This is a genomic window from Snuella sedimenti, assembly GCF_016428595.1.
Lineage (GTDB): Bacteria > Bacteroidota > Bacteroidia > Flavobacteriales > Flavobacteriaceae > Snuella > Snuella sedimenti.
This window is the reverse complement of the sequence record NZ_JAELVQ010000018.1, coordinates 20,871-40,218: the sequence shown is the minus strand read 5'-3', so window position 1 is coordinate 40,218 and position 19,348 is coordinate 20,871. Positions and strand designations below refer to the sequence as shown.

Below are 19,348 nucleotides of genomic sequence, written 5' to 3'. Positions count from 1 at the left end.
AGGCTAATCTCTAATACTCTATTATTGAATAAACATATCAAAACTTAGAAATCTGTAAGCTAAACTTGCAGGTTTTTTTTAATCATAAAGCTTGTCTATTATTTTAAATGTAGACTTTCATTATTCATTCTATTCTTTGCATCTTTGCACTTTATTAAAATACCACCATGCGCATAGATATCATAACCGTACTCCCAGAACTACTCAAAAGTCCTTTTGAAGCCTCTATTCTAAAAAGAGCGATAGAATCCAATTTGGTAGAGGTTCACTTTCATAATTTGCGAGATTACACTACTGATAATTACAAATCGGTTGACGATTATCAATTTGGAGGAGGTGCTGGTATGGTCATGATGGTAGCACCAATTGATAAGTGCATATCCCAATTAAAATCGCAACGTCATTACGATGAAGTGATTTATATGACACCTGATGGCGAAACCTTAAAGCAAGGCATTGCAAATCAAATATCGTTAAAAGAAAACATTATTATTCTTTGTGGCCACTATAAAGGTGTAGACCAACGCGTTAGAGATCATTTGATTACGCGCGAAATATCCATTGGTGATTTTGTATTATCTGGAGGTGAACTGGCGGCAGCTGTGCTTTGTGATGCGGTAATCCGCTTAATACCTGGTGTATTAGGCAATGAAACCTCTGCCCTAACCGATTCGTTCCAAGATAATTTATTAGCTCCCCCTATTTACACAAAGCCTCGTGATTATAAAGGCTGGAAAGTTCCAGAACTACTATTTAGCGGTAATTTACCAGAAATTGAAAAATGGCGAGAAGACCAAGCTTATAGGCGTACCAAGGAAAGACGCCCAGATTTATTAAAAGATTGATAAATTATGCATAAAATGGTGTTCTGTCATTCCTGACCCGCTACACTGAGCATTATGAAGTAAAAGTGAAATCTCTTTGATAACCAAAAGATTCTTCCTGCCCAACAGCAGACACTTCGCTACCCTCAGTTATGGATAAACACAACAAACCTCTCCAAAACCTATACATCCCTAACCTTTCAACTTCTAGTTTTTCACTTTTAACCAAATAACAAGAGACTGTTTAAAATTCGTTTTTGAAATTTGTTATAGGTCATTTTTTTGCCAATTAAGGCTTTAAAACCGGAGTTTAGCAGCGCTAAATGAGGATTTTCATAACGAAAAGTGGTGAAAAAAGGGGCATAACAAAACCAAAAGGTGGAATTTAAACAGTCTCTAAAGCTTGTAAAAAAAATGATTATTAATTGTGCTTTATCAATTATTAATTATCTTTGCACCCAATTTCGGATTAACCTCTGACGAAAATCGTGAACGTTGTTCTGAATCAATATAATTAAATAATAAAGATATGGAATCTTTAGTAAAATTTGTTCAAGACGAATTTGTAACAAGAAAGGACTTTCCAGAATTTTCAGCTGGAGACACTATTACCGTTTACTACGAAATTAAAGAAGGTAACAAAACACGTACTCAGTTTTTTAGAGGTGTTGTTATTCAACGTAAAGGTTCTGGAACTTCAGAAACTTTTACAATTAGAAAAATGTCAGGATCAATTGGCGTAGAGCGTATTTTCCCAGTTAACTTACCTGCATTACAAAAAATAGAAGTTAACAAGCGTGGAAAAGTACGTAGAGCTCGTATCTACTACTTTAGAGGCCTAACTGGTAAAAAAGCCAGAATTAAAGAAAGAAGACGCTAATAATGTATTGCTGTACAAGCACATTATTGAGAGCCTTGATAAATTATCAAGGCTTTTTTTATTAACAAAAGTTAATAAACGCACCTTATAACCTGTTGATATTTAAACACCAAAAAAAGTTGTTTTTCTCATAAAATTATCTTATATTAGCCTAACATTCAAATGAATAGAAAACTTTTAGGTAAAGTAACGTTCTTTATATAAATTGTTTTTTGAGGTTTTTTTTGTATCATATTAAAATATGTTCTTACAAAAAAACCATGATATTATAAAAAGTCCCACATATTTTAATAATAGGTGGCAACTAGTATAATTGAAAGCTTAAAAAATAACAGAATCGAAAGTGCATGTTATGTAATATAAGCAATACTTAAGGAAAACCTAAAGGAAGGAACCATAAGTATCAAGAAAAACAATTACAGAAACATTTTAGTAATAGGTCGATACATTTTGAAAATTACGAATTAAAATGTTTCTCTTGAGATAACAGCACTTGAATTGAAAAGATTTAAATTGGATTTAAATCGATTTAGTGGTTATGCTAATTAGATCATGTTATGTTATTTCAAAGAAAGCCATGTCAGAGTAGATTATTATCTGCAGTGATATGGCTTTTGTATTTATATAAAACAAGGGTGTTTTTTATCAATTCCTTAGATGTGATTGTCTTTTTTTTTATTCTATTAAATCCACATCCCTTAAACACACTTCATAAAATATTAAGCTATTTATAAAAGTCAATTTTTGTATATTCGCAACGCGAAAAAAACAACACTAAATATTATTCTTATTTGCTGTTGTTATAATCATAAAAAATCGACACGAATGTCTAAAATTATTTATACCAAAACCGATGAAGCGCCAGCTCTGGCTACCCGTTCATTTTTACCTATAGTAAAAACTTTTGTAAAATCTTCAGGAATCGATATTGAAACAAAAGATATTTCATTAGCCGCAAGAATACTTTCTGCTTTTCCTGATTTTTTAAATGAAGACCAACGTGTTCCTGACGATTTGGCCATTCTTGGCGAATTGGCCAAAAAGCCAGAAGCTAATATTATTAAATTACCCAATATTAGTGCTTCAATTCCGCAATTAAAAGCAGCTATTAAAGAATTGCAATCGCAAGGTTTTGGCATCCCTAATTATCCAGATGAACCTGTAAATGATTCAGAGAAAGATATCAAGTCACGTTACGATAAAATCAAAGGTAGCGCCGTAAATCCCGTACTTCGTGAAGGGAACTCGGACAGACGTGCTCCCAAAGCCGTTAAAAACTACGCGAAAAAGAATCCACATTCTATGGGAGCTTGGTCAAGTGAATCAAAATCGCATGTTGCAACAATGACTTCTGGCGATTTTGCCCACAATGAAAAATCGGTTACCATACAAGAAGCTACAACTGTCTCTATAGAACATGTAGACACTAACGGAGCTACTACCGTCTTAAAAGACAACTTAGCTCTATTACAAGGAGAAATTATCGATGCTACCGTTTTAAGTAAAAAAGCATTGTTAAGCTTTTTAGAAGAGCAAGTAGCTGATGCAAAAGCAAAGGGTGTATTGTTTTCACTACATATGAAAGCAACCATGATGAAGGTTAGCGACCCTATTATTTTTGGGCATGCTGTTCGTGTATTTTTTAAAGATGTCTTCACCAAGCATGGAGCAATATTAGAAGAGATAGGTGTCGATGTTAACAATGGTTTTGGTAATTTGATTGAAAAACTAGACGAATTACCACAAGAAAAAAGAGATGAAATTTTAGCTGATATTGATACTGCTTTCGAAAGCGGCCCTGACTTAGCGATGGTAAACAGCGATAAGGGAATCACTAATTTACACGTTCCGAGTGATATTATCATTGATGCTTCTATGCCTGCAATGATCCGTAATTCTGGTCAGATGTGGAATGCAAATGGAAAAGCACAAGACACTAAAGCGGTAATTCCGGATAGTAGTTATGCTGGTATTTATACAGCTACTATCGATTTTTGTAAAGAGCATGGTGCATTCGATCCTACTACTATGGGAACAGTGCCTAATGTTGGATTAATGGCGCAAAAGGCTGAAGAGTACGGTTCGCATGATAAAACATTTGAAATAGCTTCCAATGGAACGGTTCGTGTTGTAGATGCTACTGGAAATATTCTTATAGAACATAATGTTGAAGCAGGAGACATCTGGAGAATGTGCCAAGTTAAAGATGCCCCTATCCAAGACTGGGTAAAATTAGCAGTAACACGAGCTAGAGCATCTCAAACACCAGCTGTGTTTTGGCTAAATGAAAACAGAGCCCACGATGCTGAATTAATCAAAAAAGTAAATACTTACTTAAAAGATCACGATACTAGCGGGCTGGATTTAAGAATTTTATCTCCAGTAGAAGCTACCATCTTTACTTGCAAAAGACTTAAAGAGGGTAAAGACACGATTTCTGTTTCAGGTAACGTATTAAGAGATTACTTAACCGACTTATTCCCTATTTTGGAAGTTGGAACCAGTGCGAAGATGCTGTCTATTGTTCCTTTAATGAACGGTGGCGGATTGTTTGAAACAGGTGCTGGAGGTTCTGCACCTAAACATGTTCAGCAATTTACAGAAGAAAACCACTTACGATGGGATTCGCTAGGTGAATTTTTAGCCTTAGCCGTTTCTTTGGAACATTATGGCGAAGTTAATAATAATGCCAGAGCTAAAGTTTTAAGCGAAACTTTAGATGAAGCTACTGGAAAACTATTGGAAAACAAAAAGAATCCTTCTCGTAAAGTTAAGGAACTAGACAACAGGGGGAGCCACTTCTATTTAGCAATGTACTGGGCACAGGAATTAGCGAATCAAACAATAGATGAAGCCCTAAAAAAAGAGTTTGCTCCTATTGCTAAAAAACTAACAGATAACGAAGAAGCGATCGTTAACGAATTAAACGAAATACAAGGATCTCCTGTAGACCTTGGTGGTTATTACGAGCCTAATGAGACTTTAGCTAATAATGCCATGAGACCAAGCAAAACCCTTAACAGTATTTTGTAAACTGCCTCGGTACAAACTCACGAGGCATTTATAAGAAATTATTTTTTTTGATTTCGAGGCAAGCCTCGAAGCATTTAAATCTCTATTATCGAGTAAAAAATTTAATACTACTAAAAAGCTCCTTTAAAGGAGCTTTTTTTATTTTTACACAAAATGCTAAATAATGCACCATAAAATATTCTGGCTATTCTTTATTCTTTTCCTCAATATTACAAATGCTCAAGAAAAATTCACCTTTAGCGGAACCGTATTTGAAGAAAAAAGTAATGAAACTCTAATTGGTGTTAACATTTTATTCCCCGATTTAAAAACAGGTACTACAACCAACGAATATGGCTTCTTTTCTATTACTTTACCAAAAAACAATTATATAGTAGAAATAAGCTACCTAGGCTTTAATAAGAAAATTGACACCTTAATACTGTCAAAAAATATATCAAAAAATTACAGCCTCACTGATATACTAGAAAGCCTCGACGAAATTGTTATAACAAGTAATAGTGAAAAGCTCGACGTAAAATCGCCACAAATGAGCGTAAACCGTATTACTTCTGGAACCATTAAAGAAATACCGGTGGTACTTGGGGAATCCGATATTATAAAAGCCATTACATTACTTCCTGGCGTAACGAACGCTGGTGAAGGTTCATCTGGCTTCAATGTTCGGGGCGGTGCTGCAGACCAAAACCTAATTCTTTTAGATGAAGCTACAATATATAACGCTTCACATTTGTTTGGCTTCTTTTCGGTTTTTAACCCAGATGCCATAAAAGATCTCAAGCTTTTTAAAGGGGGTATCCCTGCACGGTATGGTGGTCGCGTGTCTTCGGTTTTAGATATCTATCAAAAGGAAGGCAACAGCAAAGCCCTTCATTTTAATGGTGGCATAGGACTCGTATCCAGTAGGCTTCTGGTCGAGGGACCTTTAAAAAAAGATAAAGGTTCATTTTTGTTTGGCGGTAGATCATCTTATGCACATTTGTTTCTTCCTCTATTCGATATTGACAACATTGCATATTTTTATGATTTAAACACCAAGTTAAGTTATAAGTTGAACAGAAATAATAATATATACCTCTCAGGATATTTTGGGCGTGATGTGTTTAGAATTGCAGACAACTTCGATAATACGTATGGTAACAGTGTATTAAATTTTAGATGGAACCATTTGTTCAATGATAAACTCTTTTCTAATCTTTCATTAATCTACTCCGATTACTATTACGGCCTAAAACTTAATTTTGTTGAATTCGATTGGAACTCTGGTATTAAAAACTTTAACTTAAAATACGATTTTAAACACTATTTAAGCAACAAATTAAAACTGGAATATGGTCTGAACAGTATTTATTACAAATTCAATCCAGGCAATATAGTACCAACTACAGAGACATCTGGCATTAACCCTTTTAAACTAACAGATAAATATGCTTTTGAAAATGCAATCTATTTAGATGTAAATCATAAAGTTTCAAATGCAATAGCACTATCATATGGACTAAGGTTCAGTTCGTTCTTTAGATTAGGACAGAACGAACTTAGCACCTATAAAAATAACCAACCTGTTTTATTCAATAATGATCTAAAGATTTATGAATCTGCCGAACCAACCGGAAGTGAGACATACAAACGTAGTAATATAATAGCCAGATTTCATAATTTAGAACCGCGTCTGGCATTAGCTTACCAATTAAATGAAAACAACTCTATAAAATTAAGCTACAATAAAATAAGTCAGTATTTACATTTACTGTCAAATACCAGTTCTCCCACGCCTCTTGATGTTTGGACTCCCAGTGGCAAGTATACGAAACCCCAATTGCTGAATCAATTTGCTGTTGGATACTTTAAAAACTTAAATAACAACCGGTATTCATTAGAAATTGAAAGTTTTTACAAAACCGTAAAAAATAGAATTGATTATATTGATGGTGCAAATTTAATTGCAAATAATGCCATTGAACAGGTTATTTTAAATGGAAAAGCAAAAGCATATGGCTTAGAATTACTCCTCAAAAAAAATAAAGGTGTTTTTAATGGATGGCTTGCCTATACCCTATCTAATTCAGAACAACAAACAAAAGGCAGATCAGTAACCGAACTGGGTATAAATAATGGAAAATGGTATAAAACGCCTTATGACAAAACCCACGACCTATCATTTACAGGCAGCTACCAATGGAACAAGAAATTGAAAATAAATGCTAATTTTATATTTCAAACCGGTCAGCCAACAACCTACCCAAATGGACAGTATGAATACAATGGTATTAACGTACCTAACTTTAATGGGAGAAACACAGACAGATTGCCTGCATACAATCGCTTAGACATTGCCGCAACCTATACACCAAAACCTAATAAGTTAAGTGGCTGGCAAAGTTATTGGGTATTTAGCATCTATAATATTTACAATAGAAGAAATGCAGCGTCAATAGCATTTAGGCAAAATAACGATACAAGATTGAATGAAGCCATTCGACTTTCTATTTTCGGTATTGTGCCTTCAATATCTTATAATTTTAAGTTTTAAGTTTATGAAATGCCCATTAACAAAAAGTTGCAAACCCAACCGAAATCGAAGATTCACGAACTCCTATTTTCAAAATAAAAACACGTGATCATATCATAATTTAGGCATCGCATCTGACCACTGAAAAACAATAAATATTAACAGATGAAACGAATATTAACAAATTTTAAAAATTTCTTCACAAAAAGTAATGTTTAAAATTTTTAATGTGAGAGCGAGTGCAACGAGAGCTTACATTCGTTCCTAATTTTATAATTAACATATAGTCAAAATAATTACTAAAATTTAAACGAATGAAACGAATATCAACCAATTTTAAGAACAGCTTCACAAAAAACTTTGTGTACATACTGGCACTTAGTTTTCTTTCTATTTCATGTGAAGATGTCATTAAGGTAGAAGTACCTAAATCTAAGCCTAAACTGGTAATAAACGCCTCCTTAAACTGGTTTAAAGGCTCGGATGGAACAGCACAATACATTCAGTTAACACTTAGTGCACCTTATTTTGATAACACGGTACCACCCGCTACCGGAGCCATTGTAACAGTTACGGATTCCAACAATAACACCTTTATTTTTACAGAAGAAGATAATACAGGTATTTACAGAACCAACAATTTTATAGCAGTCATTAATGGTACTTACAACCTTAACATTATATATAAGGATGAGCTATATACAGGTGCCGAAACACTTATTCCCGTAAGCGATATAGATTATGTAGAGCAAAAAAATAATGGCGGTTTTTCCGGCGAAGAAACGGAAATAAAAGCTTACTACAAAGACCCCAAGGATATTGAAAATTATTACTTTTTTGAATTTATAAATACTGATACCGAAATATTAAGCTTAGAAGTTTATGATGATGAATTTAACGATGGCAACGAAATTTTTGCCTTTCATTCTAGTGAAGACTTAAATACTGGTAACGAACTTATTATTAGAAACTTTGGCATATCAAAACGGTTCTACAATTTTATGAATATTTTACTCCAACAAAGTGATGACGAATCGGGCGATCCTTTTGAAACACAACCAGCATCGGTAAGAGGTAATTGCGTAAACATTACAAATCCAGATAATTATCCGCTAGGCTATTTTAGAGCTTCAGAAGTAGCCTCCTTTCAATACATAGTTGAGTAAGTTCTTTTCCTTATAATTCAGGTTTAGTATCCTAAGTCTCTCCCCTTTCATTTCTATTATTATAGCCATTCCTAAATATGAATTACAAAACTAGTAGTAAATACGTATTATTACATCAAAATTCCAATCATAAGTTGACAGAAAATAATTTTCATTTGGATGAAATTTCATATCGGCACAATAATTGATAGGTTTTTATTACAATCAAAAGATTATTTAATAAATCAGTTTTTTGTTTTTTAAACGTTAATAAAATATTAATTGTAAGAATTTTATAAAAAAGTTAACTTTTACAGAACTAAATACTAGTTACTTTTATTTTTTTTAAACATCATCAATCAAAAATTATGAACAAAAAAAAGCTTATCTATTTAGGGTTAATTGCTATAACCCTTATTGCTACTTATTCATTTTACAGTAGTACTAATGACGAAAACACTTCTCTCACTTCTAAAGTAACTAAAGGCTCTTTCCTAGACGAAGTCGTCATTTCAGGTGAAGCCCAATCGACAAGTCTAAAAAAACTAAAAGGTCCTTCAAATACAAATCGATTTGGCATTTATCGATTTAAAATTCAAGATTTAGTTCCTGAAGGAACCATTGTAAAAAAAGGAGATTATGTTGGTAGAATTGATGCCTCAGAACTTAACGGAAAAATTCTTGATGCTCAATTGAATCTTGACAAAGCACAATCCAAATACACACAGCAGGAGTTAGACACCACACTAACACTCAAACAAGAACGCAATGGCATAAAAGATCTGCAATTTAAAATTGAAGAAGACAAACTGGAATTAGAACGTTCTAAATATGAACCTCCTGCTACTATACGTTCGCTAGAAATTAATATTGAAAAAACCGAACGGAATTTAAAAGAAAAAAAGGCAGATTACTCCATAAAAAAGAGGCAAGCAGATGCTAAAATGGTTGAAGTTGGGACTGAAGTTGCTAAAATCAAAAAACAGATAGCAGATCTCATGGATCTTCAAAAAGAATTCACGGTTTTCTCAGACGACAATGGTATGGTCACTTATATTAAAGAATGGAATGGAGCTAAACGAAAAGTAGGCGCCGACATAGGATATTGGGATCCTGCCATCGCCAGTTTACCAGATCTTTCAAAAATGGAGTCCAAGACTTATAGCAATGAGGTCGATGTTAGAAAATTAAAAAAAGACTTAAAGGTAAAAGTAGGATTTGATGCCTTTCCGGATATAGAAATAGATGGAACGGTAACCGAAGTTGCCAACGTAGGTGAAAAGAAACAGGGTTCAGATATTAAACTGTTTCAAGTCCTAATCAAATTAAATGAAACCAATGACAACATCAGGCCAGGAATGACAACATCCAATAGAATTTTAACATACCAGGAAGATGATGTACTCATGATGCCCTTGGAGGCCGTATTTTCGAAAGATTCTATAAGCTATGCTTATGTTAAGTCCGGCTTATCGATTGAAAAACAGCAAGTGGAATTAGGTTTGTCTAACAACGAAGTTGTAATTATAAAAAAAGGGTTAAAAGAGAATGATGTAGTCTATCTAAATAAACCAGATGGTTTAGATGATAAAAATATAAAACCATTACAATAAAATGATAGACAAAATATTTATTGAGAAACTGAAGTCTAACTTTACAGAAGCTATTTGGTTCATCAAAACCAATAAAGTTAGAACTTTTTTAACAGCTCTGGGAATCATTTTCGGTGTTGCGTCCGTCATTACAATGTTGGCTATTGGTAATGGTGCAGAAAAAGAAATACTTTCTCAATTAGAACTTGTTGGAGTCAATAATATCGTAATTACACCAATTCCCGATAAAGAAAACGATAATTCCAACGAAAATGAAAACCAAGAAGGGAATGCCGAAACAAAGCGTTTTTCGAAAGGCCTTGATATACAGGATGCTATTAGTATTAAAGATTACATCCCAAGTGTAAAAGCAATTAGTCCCGAAATTGTAATGGACGCCTATATGATTAACAATGGAAAACAGAACGCCGTTAAACTCATAGGAGTATCAAATACATTCTTTGAAACATCGAATATTGCTATTGAAAATGGAAGGCCATTTTCGACTTACCAAATGAAAAATGCACTTCCAGTTTGTATTATTGGCAAAAAAGTAGAAAAAAAATTATTTACTGGGGAGAGTGCCTTGGGCAAACAAATTAAAGTAAAAGACGTTTGGCTGCAAGTTACTGGCGTTATTGAAGAAAAATTCATTTCAGAAAAAGCGCAAGAAAATTTAGGTATTAGAGATTTAAACCAGGATGTTTACATACCCATAAATACTTTTTTAATTAGGTATCTAGACAGAAAAACAATAGTTGACAAAAAAACTAATGGTGATTTTGGTGGTATGGTTTTCGCGTCTGGAGGAGGACAAAGTGGTCCCAAAAATCGCATTCCCAGAGGGAATTACCATCAAATAGATAAATTAACGGTTCAGGTCTCTAATTCCAATGAACTTAAAGCTACTGCTGAAGTATTAAGTAAAATGTTAAAAAGGAGGCATAACGATGTCCTGGATTTTGAAATTGAAATCCCTATTCAACTACTCAAACAGCAGCAAAAAACAAAACAAATTTTTAATATTGTATTAAGTATTATTGCCGGAATATCGCTCCTAATAGGCGGTATTGGCATTATGAATATTATGTTGGCGTCGGTTCTGGAGCGTACAAAAGAGATTGGTATTGTTAGAGCAATAGGTGCTTCCGAAGAAGATGTAATCCTTCAATTTTTATCGGAATCTATACTTATCAGTTTAGGGGGAGGTATAATAGGAATTGTGGTTGGTGTGATTGGAGCTTATATCATTCAAATATTTTCTGGAGTTGAAACCGTCCTATCATTGAATTCAATTTTAATATCCTTCTTTATTGCAGTTATCGTAGGATTGGTCTTTGGAATCTTTCCTGCTAAGGCAGCAGCAAAAAAGCGTCCAATTGAAGCTTTAAGAAGTGAATAACCTCATACTTTTCAAACTGCAAACACACATGCCATGTAACATTTATGTTAAACAACAAGATGATTATATCGATGTTATACGCATGTACTAAGTCAGGTCGAAGCATGACCTCCAAAGAACAATAAATATAAACACATGAAACGAACATTAAGAAATTTTAAAAATTACTTCACAAAAGGAAATGTTTAAAATTTTTAATGAGAGAACGAGTGTAAGGAGTGGTTGCACACGTTCACAATTTTATAATTAATATAAAATCAAATGAATTATCAAAATTTAAACGTATGAAAAAAATATATCTGATTTTAATAGCTTTTTTACCTTTAATTTCATTTTCACAGTCCCAAAAAATATCATTAGACGAAGCTATTATTATCGCCAAAAAAAAATCGCCGGATTATAAAACAAACTTAAACATTAATCAAAGAAGCTATTGGCGCTTTAAAAACTATAAGGCACGGTTTTTACCTCAATTTAGACTTGATGCGACCTTACCGGAATACAGGAACTCTGTTAGAAGATTAACCAATGATGCCGGTCAGGATATTTTTGTAAATCAGGATCAACTATTAATAGAAGGTGGGTTATCTATATCCCAAAACATTCCATATACAGGTGGCACCTTATCCGTATATTCAAATTTAGAACGCGTGGAACTTTTTGGTCTTGACGATAATATAGGATACTCCGTAATTCCCTTTTCTCTTAGGTATCGTCAAAACTCATTGTTTTATAACCCTTATAGATGGGACAAAAAGATAGAACCCTTAATTTATGAGGAATCCAAAAGGGATTTTATAGAAAAGATGGAACAAATCTCCATAAACACCTGCCAGCGTTATTTTAGTTTGCTAAAAGCCCAAATGCAATTAAGAATAGCAAAAACAAATCTTTCCAATCAAGATACACTATACCAAATTTCAAAAGGACGATTTAAAGTTGGTAAAATTGCAGAGAACGAGTTGTTACAAATGGAATTAACGCTTTTAAATTCAGAAAATAATGTTACAAAAAACACCATAGAATTAAAGAGAACCTCCCAAAACATAGCACGGTATCTAGAACTGACAACAGAAGATATAGAACTAGACATTCCCGACAAATTAGCTCTTTTTAATGTTGACGTTGACAAGGCAATTCAAGAAGCACAGTCAAATAGAAAAGCTGTTATCGAGTTTAGAAGAAAACGATTAGAAGCCGAAAAGGAACTTGCTCGTGCAAAAGGGACTAACAAAGTAGAGTTAGGTCTTAATGCTAATTTTGGAATTTCTCAAAATGGTGATGATTTCAATAACCTTTTTAACAATTTCAATAAGCAACAAATTTTATCTTTATCCTTGTCCATCCCTATATTCGATTGGGGCGTATCAAAGTCAAGGCGCAAAATGGCCGAAGCCGATTTAGATTTAACCAACAATAACATAGAACAGGACAAGCAAGCCTTTGAACAAGAAATCTATTTGCATGTTTTGAATTGGACCAACCAAAGGGACTTTTTAGCGACCTCCGAAAAAGCAAAGGAAATTGCCATTAAAAGGTACGAGATATCTAAAAAGCGTTACGTCTTAGGAAAAATAACTATTACCGATTTAAATATTGCATTACAAGAAAAAGACAAAGCCGTACTTCAATATTTAAACTCCCTAGAAAAATTTTGGATAGACTATTATACGTTAAGACAACTGACCCTATATGATTTCATCAATGATAAAAAAATAGAAATTGAGGACATATTATATGAGTAAGCCCTAACGACAAGTCTGAAAAGTTTTTATAGAACTCATCTTGACTTTTTTGATTGAAGTGAAAATTAGCATTTTTTTAACCAATTGGAAAAAGTCAAGATGAGTTCATAGAGAAAAAATTGATTTAGAGGCTAGCTTTAGAGCATTTAAATATTGAATATCGAGTAAAATAAGCTCATAATTCTTATTTTTGAATTATGAGTTTTACAAAAACAACAGAACAGGATTCTAACTACGACCATCTGGAAAAGATGTCTGTAAATGAATTACTTAAGAATATAAACAATGAAGATAAAACAGTACCTCTTGCTGTTGAAAAAGCCTTACCGCAAATAGAGTCTCTAATAACACAAACCGTAGAGAAATTAAAACAAGGTGGACGGTTATTCTATATAGGTGCTGGAACTAGTGGCCGCTTGGGTATCTTAGATGCATCAGAGTGTCCGCCTACCTTTGGTGTATCTCCCAATTTGGTTATTGGAATCATTGCTGGAGGTGATACTGCAATTAGAAATGCTGTAGAATTTGCTGAAGACTCCATTTCCCAAGGTTGGAAAGACTTAAAAGCATACAATATAAGTGAAAACGACGTTGTAGTTGGTATAGCTGCTTCTGGAACAACTCCTTATGTAATTGCTGCCTTAGAAAATTGTAATGAGAACAATATTTTAACTGGCTGTATAACCTGTAACAAAAACAGTCCGCTTTCAAAAGTTTCAAAATATCCTATTGAAGTTATCGTTGGTCCAGAATTTGTTACTGGGAGTTCAAGAATGAAAGCGGGTACTGCTCAAAAGCTTGTTCTCAATATGATAACAACCACTACCATGATCCAATTAGGACATATAAAAGGCAACAAAATGGTAGATATGCAACTTAGCAATAATAAACTGGTAAATCGTGGCACAAAAATGATCATGAAAGCCTTAAACATTTCAGAAAACGAAGCTTCAAAACTTTTAAAAAAATATAAAAGTGTTCGTCTCGCAATACAAAACTACAATAATGGAAACTGACAAAACAGACAAAGACATTCTTGCTAAAGGCTTAAAAACTATGGGCGTAACTTTAGTCCTCATGTTTACGGGTCCTACCCTTTTGTATATTGTACTTAGTAATAAGGACAAACCATTTCACATTCCACTTTTAATTATATCCATAATCATTTGTGGACTAGCAGTCTACTTAGGTTTTAAAGGTATAAATACAATCTTAGACAGTATGTTTAAAAAGAAACCTTAGTTCAAGGTTGTTTGTTTGGGCGTGGTTGGGTTATATCCAAAGTCAGAATCTTTAAAAGCAATATTCAACCCCTTCAATATATAGTTTATTATGGCATAGTGGTGAATTGTATGGCTATTGGCCTGCGAAAATAAAGCACCATATGTATAAGTAATTTCTATTATTCCTAAACCTAAATCGTCCAACACACGCACGTTCCCATCCATATTAAAATCTGCAACCTTTATTGCATCTACTATAGCGTTCAAATATTCCTGTGCAGTATCACAGCTAGATTCAACTGCTTTATTTCTACGTCTGGCCGTTAAATCAATTTTATGGTCTGTATTGATATTCAAAATGCAATCATAAAAATCCAGAATATGCCTAAGATGCGTTCCTATACTAGAATAATATGGAGCTATAGAGGTATCGCATAGTTGCGAATCTGTTAATCTCTCTAACAAATATTTAGACTTCTGAAGTGTTTTAAGTGTAGATCCAATAATTTCATTCATGAATACTAATGTAGCTAAAATATTTAATTTTTAAAATTATTTAGAAATTAGTCTTACAATAATCTTTTCCTTACATAAAAATATAAAAGACATTATTGCAATTGTGTCGTATCCTAAAACAACAAAATAACAGGACATTATCCACACAATATACTTTGAATCAAATTATTATATAAAAATTCACTAACTTTAATGAACTAGTGTTTATTTAGTTTTTCACTATTAGCCAACTATAAGTATTAATCAACCTCATGTTAACAGGTTTAAATATTAAATTCTTTATTATCCTTACAATTGCTTGTTCATTTTCAATAAATACCCAAAACTTATTGAACAAATATCAAGACACACTCCCTATATCCAAACAATTTGCTTTTAAAACACTAACTATAAGCGATGGATTATCCCAAAACAGTGTTATAAGCATTGCTCAGGACAGTATAGGTTATTTATGGCTAGCAACACAAGATGGCTTAAATAAATATGATGGTAGAAGTTTTTCACATTACAATAAGCAGTTTGAAGACATAACACGGGCTACGTTTAGTAAACTAGGTAAAATATACATTGATAAACAAAATAGATTGTGGATAATAACGCATTCAGGTAAACTGGAATTATATCAACCACAAAACGATACCTTTAAACACATAAACCTTCCTTATAATGCCAGTTCCATTTTTCAAGACAAAAACTTAAACTTATACATTGGTTCCTACGACAAAGGTTTATTCAAAATAGACCATAAAACAAAGGACACCCTACAAGTCTTCAAAACCAAAGACACCAATAAAACTGTTTACGATTATATAGAAACAGATAACGGATTAATTATAACATGTTCGGGGGCAATATATTTATATAACGGTAGTACCTACAAAACTCTAACTATTGAAAACACCAATTTTAGCAGTATTGAAAAAACGCCAAATGGAAACCTTTGGATTGGAACTTATGGAGCGGGCTTATTTTATAAACCTTACAACACAGACAGCATTGTAAAACTTAACCATGCTAAATTACCATCCAATCTTAATGTTGAAGATCTTTTGGTCGACTCTAAAGATCGCTTATGGATTGCAACTTATGGCAATGGTGTGTACTTAATGGACTTAAAGTCAAAAACGGTAACTAATTTCAAGGCCAATAAAAATAACCCGTTTGCCATACATTATAACGACATGCTTTGTCTCTACGAAGATACTACTGGTATTATATGGTTTGGCTCCGATGGAACAGGAGCCAGTTACTATGACGAACATTTAATAAAATTTAACATCCTTACAAATAACCAAGTTCCCAAAAGTGTTAATGTAGATATGGTTAGAAGTATAACAACCGACAACAAGGGAAACCTTTGGATAGGGACTTCTGGCAAAGGATTAACTTATGTTGATGCTAAAAACGAAAGTTACAAAACACTCACTTCCAACAACTCCTCGTTAAACAGTAACAGAATTATCAGCTTAAATTATTTTGACAACGAGCTCTGGGTAGGACATCAAGGATATGGGCTCAATATTATTGATGATACAGGAAAAATCAAAAACTATTCAAAATGCGACAACCTTACAATATGGTGCATTGTTGAAGAGTCACTAAACACAAGATGGTTGTGTACAGAACGGTACGGCATCATTTTATTTGATAAAAACAAAGGTTTTATCAAAAAGTATAGCAAAGAAAACTCTGCCCTTACCTCAAACAATATTAGAGCCTTAGTTAAAGAAAATGATAGTATTTTATGGATAGGCACAGACAATGACGGTGTGTTTAAATTGAATAAAAGTACAAGTAAAATATCAAAAGTAAACGGCTTAGATTATAAAGTAAAGTCTCTACTCTACCTAAATAACACCCTATGGGTTGGCACCAATGGAGCAGGCATTAAAAAATACGATATTATTAAAAATACAGTTAAAACCTACACCCAAAAGGATGGCCTTCCTAACGATGTAGTCTATGGTATTTTGCCGGACGACAAAGGATCGTTATGGTTAAGTACCAACAAAGGGATTAGTAAATTTGACAATACAGAAACTGACCAAAACTTCGAAAACTTTAGTTTTTACGACGGGTTACAAGGTAGCGAGTTTAACACAGGCGCATACTTTAAAGATTCGAAAGGGACACTATATTTTGGTGGTCTTGAAGGTATTAATTGGTTTAACCCTGAACAGCTATCATACAACACCGTAAAACCCAGAACCGTTATTACGAAGCTTGAAGTTTTTTCCAATGAACAATCTCTAACAAGTGATTTAGAGCTAAACTATGATCAAAATACAATAACATTCACTTTTTCCAGTTTACACTTTTCCCAACCAGAACGTAATTTCTTTAAGTACCAGCTTGTAAATCATGATAATGATTGGATTGCATCTAAAAACAAAAACATAGCCCATTATACAAACCTACCTCCAAACAACTATACTTTTAAGGTTATTTCGAGTAACTATGATGGTGTTTGGAATGAAACACCAATCACTTATTCCTTTATAATTAAACAACCCTGGTACTTTAGTAGAGGTGCTATTATTATTTATGCGCTACTATTTTTAGTTGCATCATATAGTATATATTACTATTTAAAATGGCGATGGCATATAAAAATGCAATTAGAATTTGAGCACAAAGAAACAATGCGCTTAAAGAAATTAAACAAATTAAAAACGAGGCTCTATACCAACCTATCACACGAATTTAGAACACCCCTTACTTTAATTACAGGCCCAGTCGAAAAGCAATTAAACAACCCGAAGTTAACAAGCAAGGATAAACAGGATCTTACACTTGTACAACGCAATTCTAAACGTTTATTGAGCTTGGTAGATCAGTTATTAGACCTGTCCAAGTTAGAAACCGGTAACTTAAACCTTTCGGTAAATAAAGGCAACCTAACAACATTATTAAAGCAATTAATTGATGGATTTGCATACAAGGCCGAAGAAAAAGACATAACGTTTACTTTTAAAATCGCAGCAATGCATCAAGCTTGGTTTGATAAAGACGTTATCGAAAAAATTGTTTCCAATTTATTATCCAATGCCGTGAAATACACACCAAAAAAAGGTAAAATACACTTTGAATCAACATGCCATCAAGGACAGGCAATTATAACAACCATAAATAATGGAAACACCCTTAAAAATTCTGAAATAAGTAAATTGTTCAAGCGTTTTTACCAAAAAAACAAAAATGTTGATGGCGTTGGCATAGGCTTGTCATTGGTAAAAGAATTAGCAATCTTATCACATGGAAACATAGTAGCCCATGCCATTAATGAAGATGAAATTCAATTTACTGTAACCCTCCCAATAGAACGCTCATACTTTAGCACATCAGAGATTAATGAGCGAGAGCCTAAACCTTTCAGAAAAGAAAAGCACCTTAACTATGATCAAACTATAACCAAAAAAGAAATAGCGACTGGTAAAGAAAAGTACGTATTACAAATAGTTGAAGATGATAAGGACATAAGACAATTTATTCGATCCATATTCAAAGAAGAATACAATATTATTGAATCATCTAATGGAAAACAAGGTATAAAAAGAGCCTTAAAACATATCCCCGATATTATTATTAGTGACATCATGATGCCTAAAACAGACGGGCTTCAACTATGCAAAACTTTAAAAAATGATGAACGTACTAGTCATATACCAATTATTCTATTAACGGCCAAAAGTGGTGATAAAAACGAAATTGAAGGCTTAAAAACCGGCGCAGATGATTATATCACAAAACCCTTTAACAGTGAAAAAATTAAAGTACGCATTCAAAAGCTTATTGAACTAAGACATAAACTACAAAAACGATACAGTAACTCATATGAATTAAAAGATGTTGTTAATTCCAGAACCGACCAACAGTTTATAACGAAATTAAAAAATATTTTAAACGACCACATTACACATGCCAATTTTAATGCCACACTTTTAAGTGAAAAAATGCTGATGAGCCGTATGCAACTTCATAGAAAGTTGAATGCCTTAATTGGAATGACTACAACAGAATTTATTAGAATGGAACGCTTAAAACTGGCAAAAAAATTACTGGAGAAAAACCATAGTAGCATTTCTGAAATCACATATTCAGTAGGCTTTAGCTCCCCTTCCTATTTTTCTAAATGCTTTAAAGAAATATACCACTGTACACCTTCAGAATATCTCTCCAAGTAAAAAAGAAACACTTTCCATATGTGTGTTACATATGTTTTAAACTTTGTTACATATATTACAGGGTATTACGCTCACTAATAGTAATTTAGTCTCCCACATTTCCCAAACTTCTATTTGATTGATAAGTAATATGCTAGTTGAGAATGATGAAATAGCGCCTCAAAGTAATAAATTAAATAACATCTACTTAAGTATTGACCATTTAAAACCGGGCAAATACACATTTAATATCATGCTAGACAATAAAATTATAAAATCATTCAAACTAAAAAAATAAAAAGAAGCTATTAAT

General features: G+C 33.1%; 12 protein-coding genes. 11 read left to right on the top strand and 1 reads right to left on the bottom strand.

Features of this window, described 5'->3' with window-relative positions; all coding sequences use genetic code 11:
* Nucleotides 1-167: 167 nt before the first annotated feature.
* The 10 genes from trmD to JF259_RS12870 all read left to right on the top strand — a co-directional run bounded on the left by trmD (nucleotide 168) and on the right by JF259_RS12870 (nucleotide 14,375).
* Complete coding sequence (trmD, locus tag JF259_RS12915) at nucleotides 168-845, top strand: tRNA (guanosine(37)-N1)-methyltransferase TrmD (RefSeq protein ID WP_199115754.1); 678 nt, start codon at nucleotides 168-170, stop codon at nucleotides 843-845.
* 508 nt (nucleotides 846-1,353) lie between these two features.
* Nucleotides 1,354-1,704, top strand: coding sequence for a 50S ribosomal protein L19 (gene rplS, locus JF259_RS12910; protein WP_199115753.1), 351 nt, complete (start codon nucleotides 1,354-1,356; stop codon nucleotides 1,702-1,704).
* Nucleotides 1,705-2,529: 825 nt separating this feature from the next.
* A complete protein-coding gene (locus JF259_RS12905; protein WP_199115752.1) occupies nucleotides 2,530-4,737 on the top strand; it encodes an NADP-dependent isocitrate dehydrogenase in 2,208 nt (735 codons plus the stop codon).
* A gap of 163 nt (nucleotides 4,738-4,900) precedes the next feature.
* A complete protein-coding gene (locus JF259_RS12900; RefSeq protein WP_199115751.1) occupies nucleotides 4,901-7,270 on the top strand; it encodes a TonB-dependent receptor in 2,370 nt (789 codons plus the stop codon).
* Nucleotides 7,271-7,563: 293 nt separating this feature from the next.
* Nucleotides 7,564-8,415: a DUF4249 domain-containing protein gene (locus JF259_RS12895; protein ID WP_199115750.1), complete on the top strand. Its 852-nt coding sequence runs from the start codon at nucleotides 7,564-7,566 to the stop codon at nucleotides 8,413-8,415.
* Nucleotides 8,416-8,762: 347 nt separating this feature from the next.
* Nucleotides 8,763-10,007, top strand: a complete 1,245-nt coding sequence (locus JF259_RS12890) for an efflux RND transporter periplasmic adaptor subunit (RefSeq protein WP_199115749.1) — start codon at nucleotides 8,763-8,765, stop codon at nucleotides 10,005-10,007.
* Nucleotide 10,008: 1 nt separating this feature from the next.
* Nucleotides 10,009-11,388, top strand: coding sequence for an ABC transporter permease (locus tag JF259_RS12885; RefSeq protein ID WP_199115748.1), 1,380 nt, complete (start codon nucleotides 10,009-10,011; stop codon nucleotides 11,386-11,388).
* Nucleotides 11,389-11,672: 284 nt separating this feature from the next.
* Nucleotides 11,673-13,133 carry a TolC family protein gene (locus tag JF259_RS12880; RefSeq protein ID WP_199115747.1) on the top strand — a complete coding sequence of 487 codons (1,461 nt, stop codon included), beginning with the start codon at nucleotides 11,673-11,675 and terminating at the stop codon, nucleotides 13,131-13,133.
* 197 nt (nucleotides 13,134-13,330) lie between these two features.
* A complete protein-coding gene (gene murQ / locus JF259_RS12875) occupies nucleotides 13,331-14,149 on the top strand; it encodes an N-acetylmuramic acid 6-phosphate etherase (RefSeq protein WP_199115746.1) in 819 nt (272 codons plus the stop codon).
* Nucleotides 14,139-14,375 carry a DUF6095 family protein gene (locus JF259_RS12870; protein WP_199115745.1) on the top strand — a complete coding sequence of 79 codons (237 nt, stop codon included), beginning with the start codon at nucleotides 14,139-14,141 and terminating at the stop codon, nucleotides 14,373-14,375. The genes murQ and JF259_RS12870 overlap by 11 nt, the downstream gene beginning before the upstream one ends.
* Here JF259_RS12870 and JF259_RS12865 read toward each other — a convergent pair.
* Nucleotides 14,372-14,872 (bottom strand): hypothetical protein, encoded by a 501-nt coding sequence (locus JF259_RS12865; RefSeq protein WP_199115744.1) that lies wholly within the window; start codon nucleotides 14,870-14,872, stop codon nucleotides 14,372-14,374. The genes JF259_RS12870 and JF259_RS12865 overlap by 4 nt on opposite strands.
* Nucleotides 14,873-15,201: 329 nt before the next feature.
* Between JF259_RS12865 and JF259_RS12860 the strand changes: the two genes are divergently transcribed.
* Complete coding sequence (locus JF259_RS12860) at nucleotides 15,202-19,056, top strand: hybrid sensor histidine kinase/response regulator transcription factor (RefSeq protein WP_199115743.1); 3,855 nt, start codon at nucleotides 15,202-15,204, stop codon at nucleotides 19,054-19,056.
* The last annotated feature ends 292 nt before the right edge of the window (nucleotides 19,057-19,348 follow it).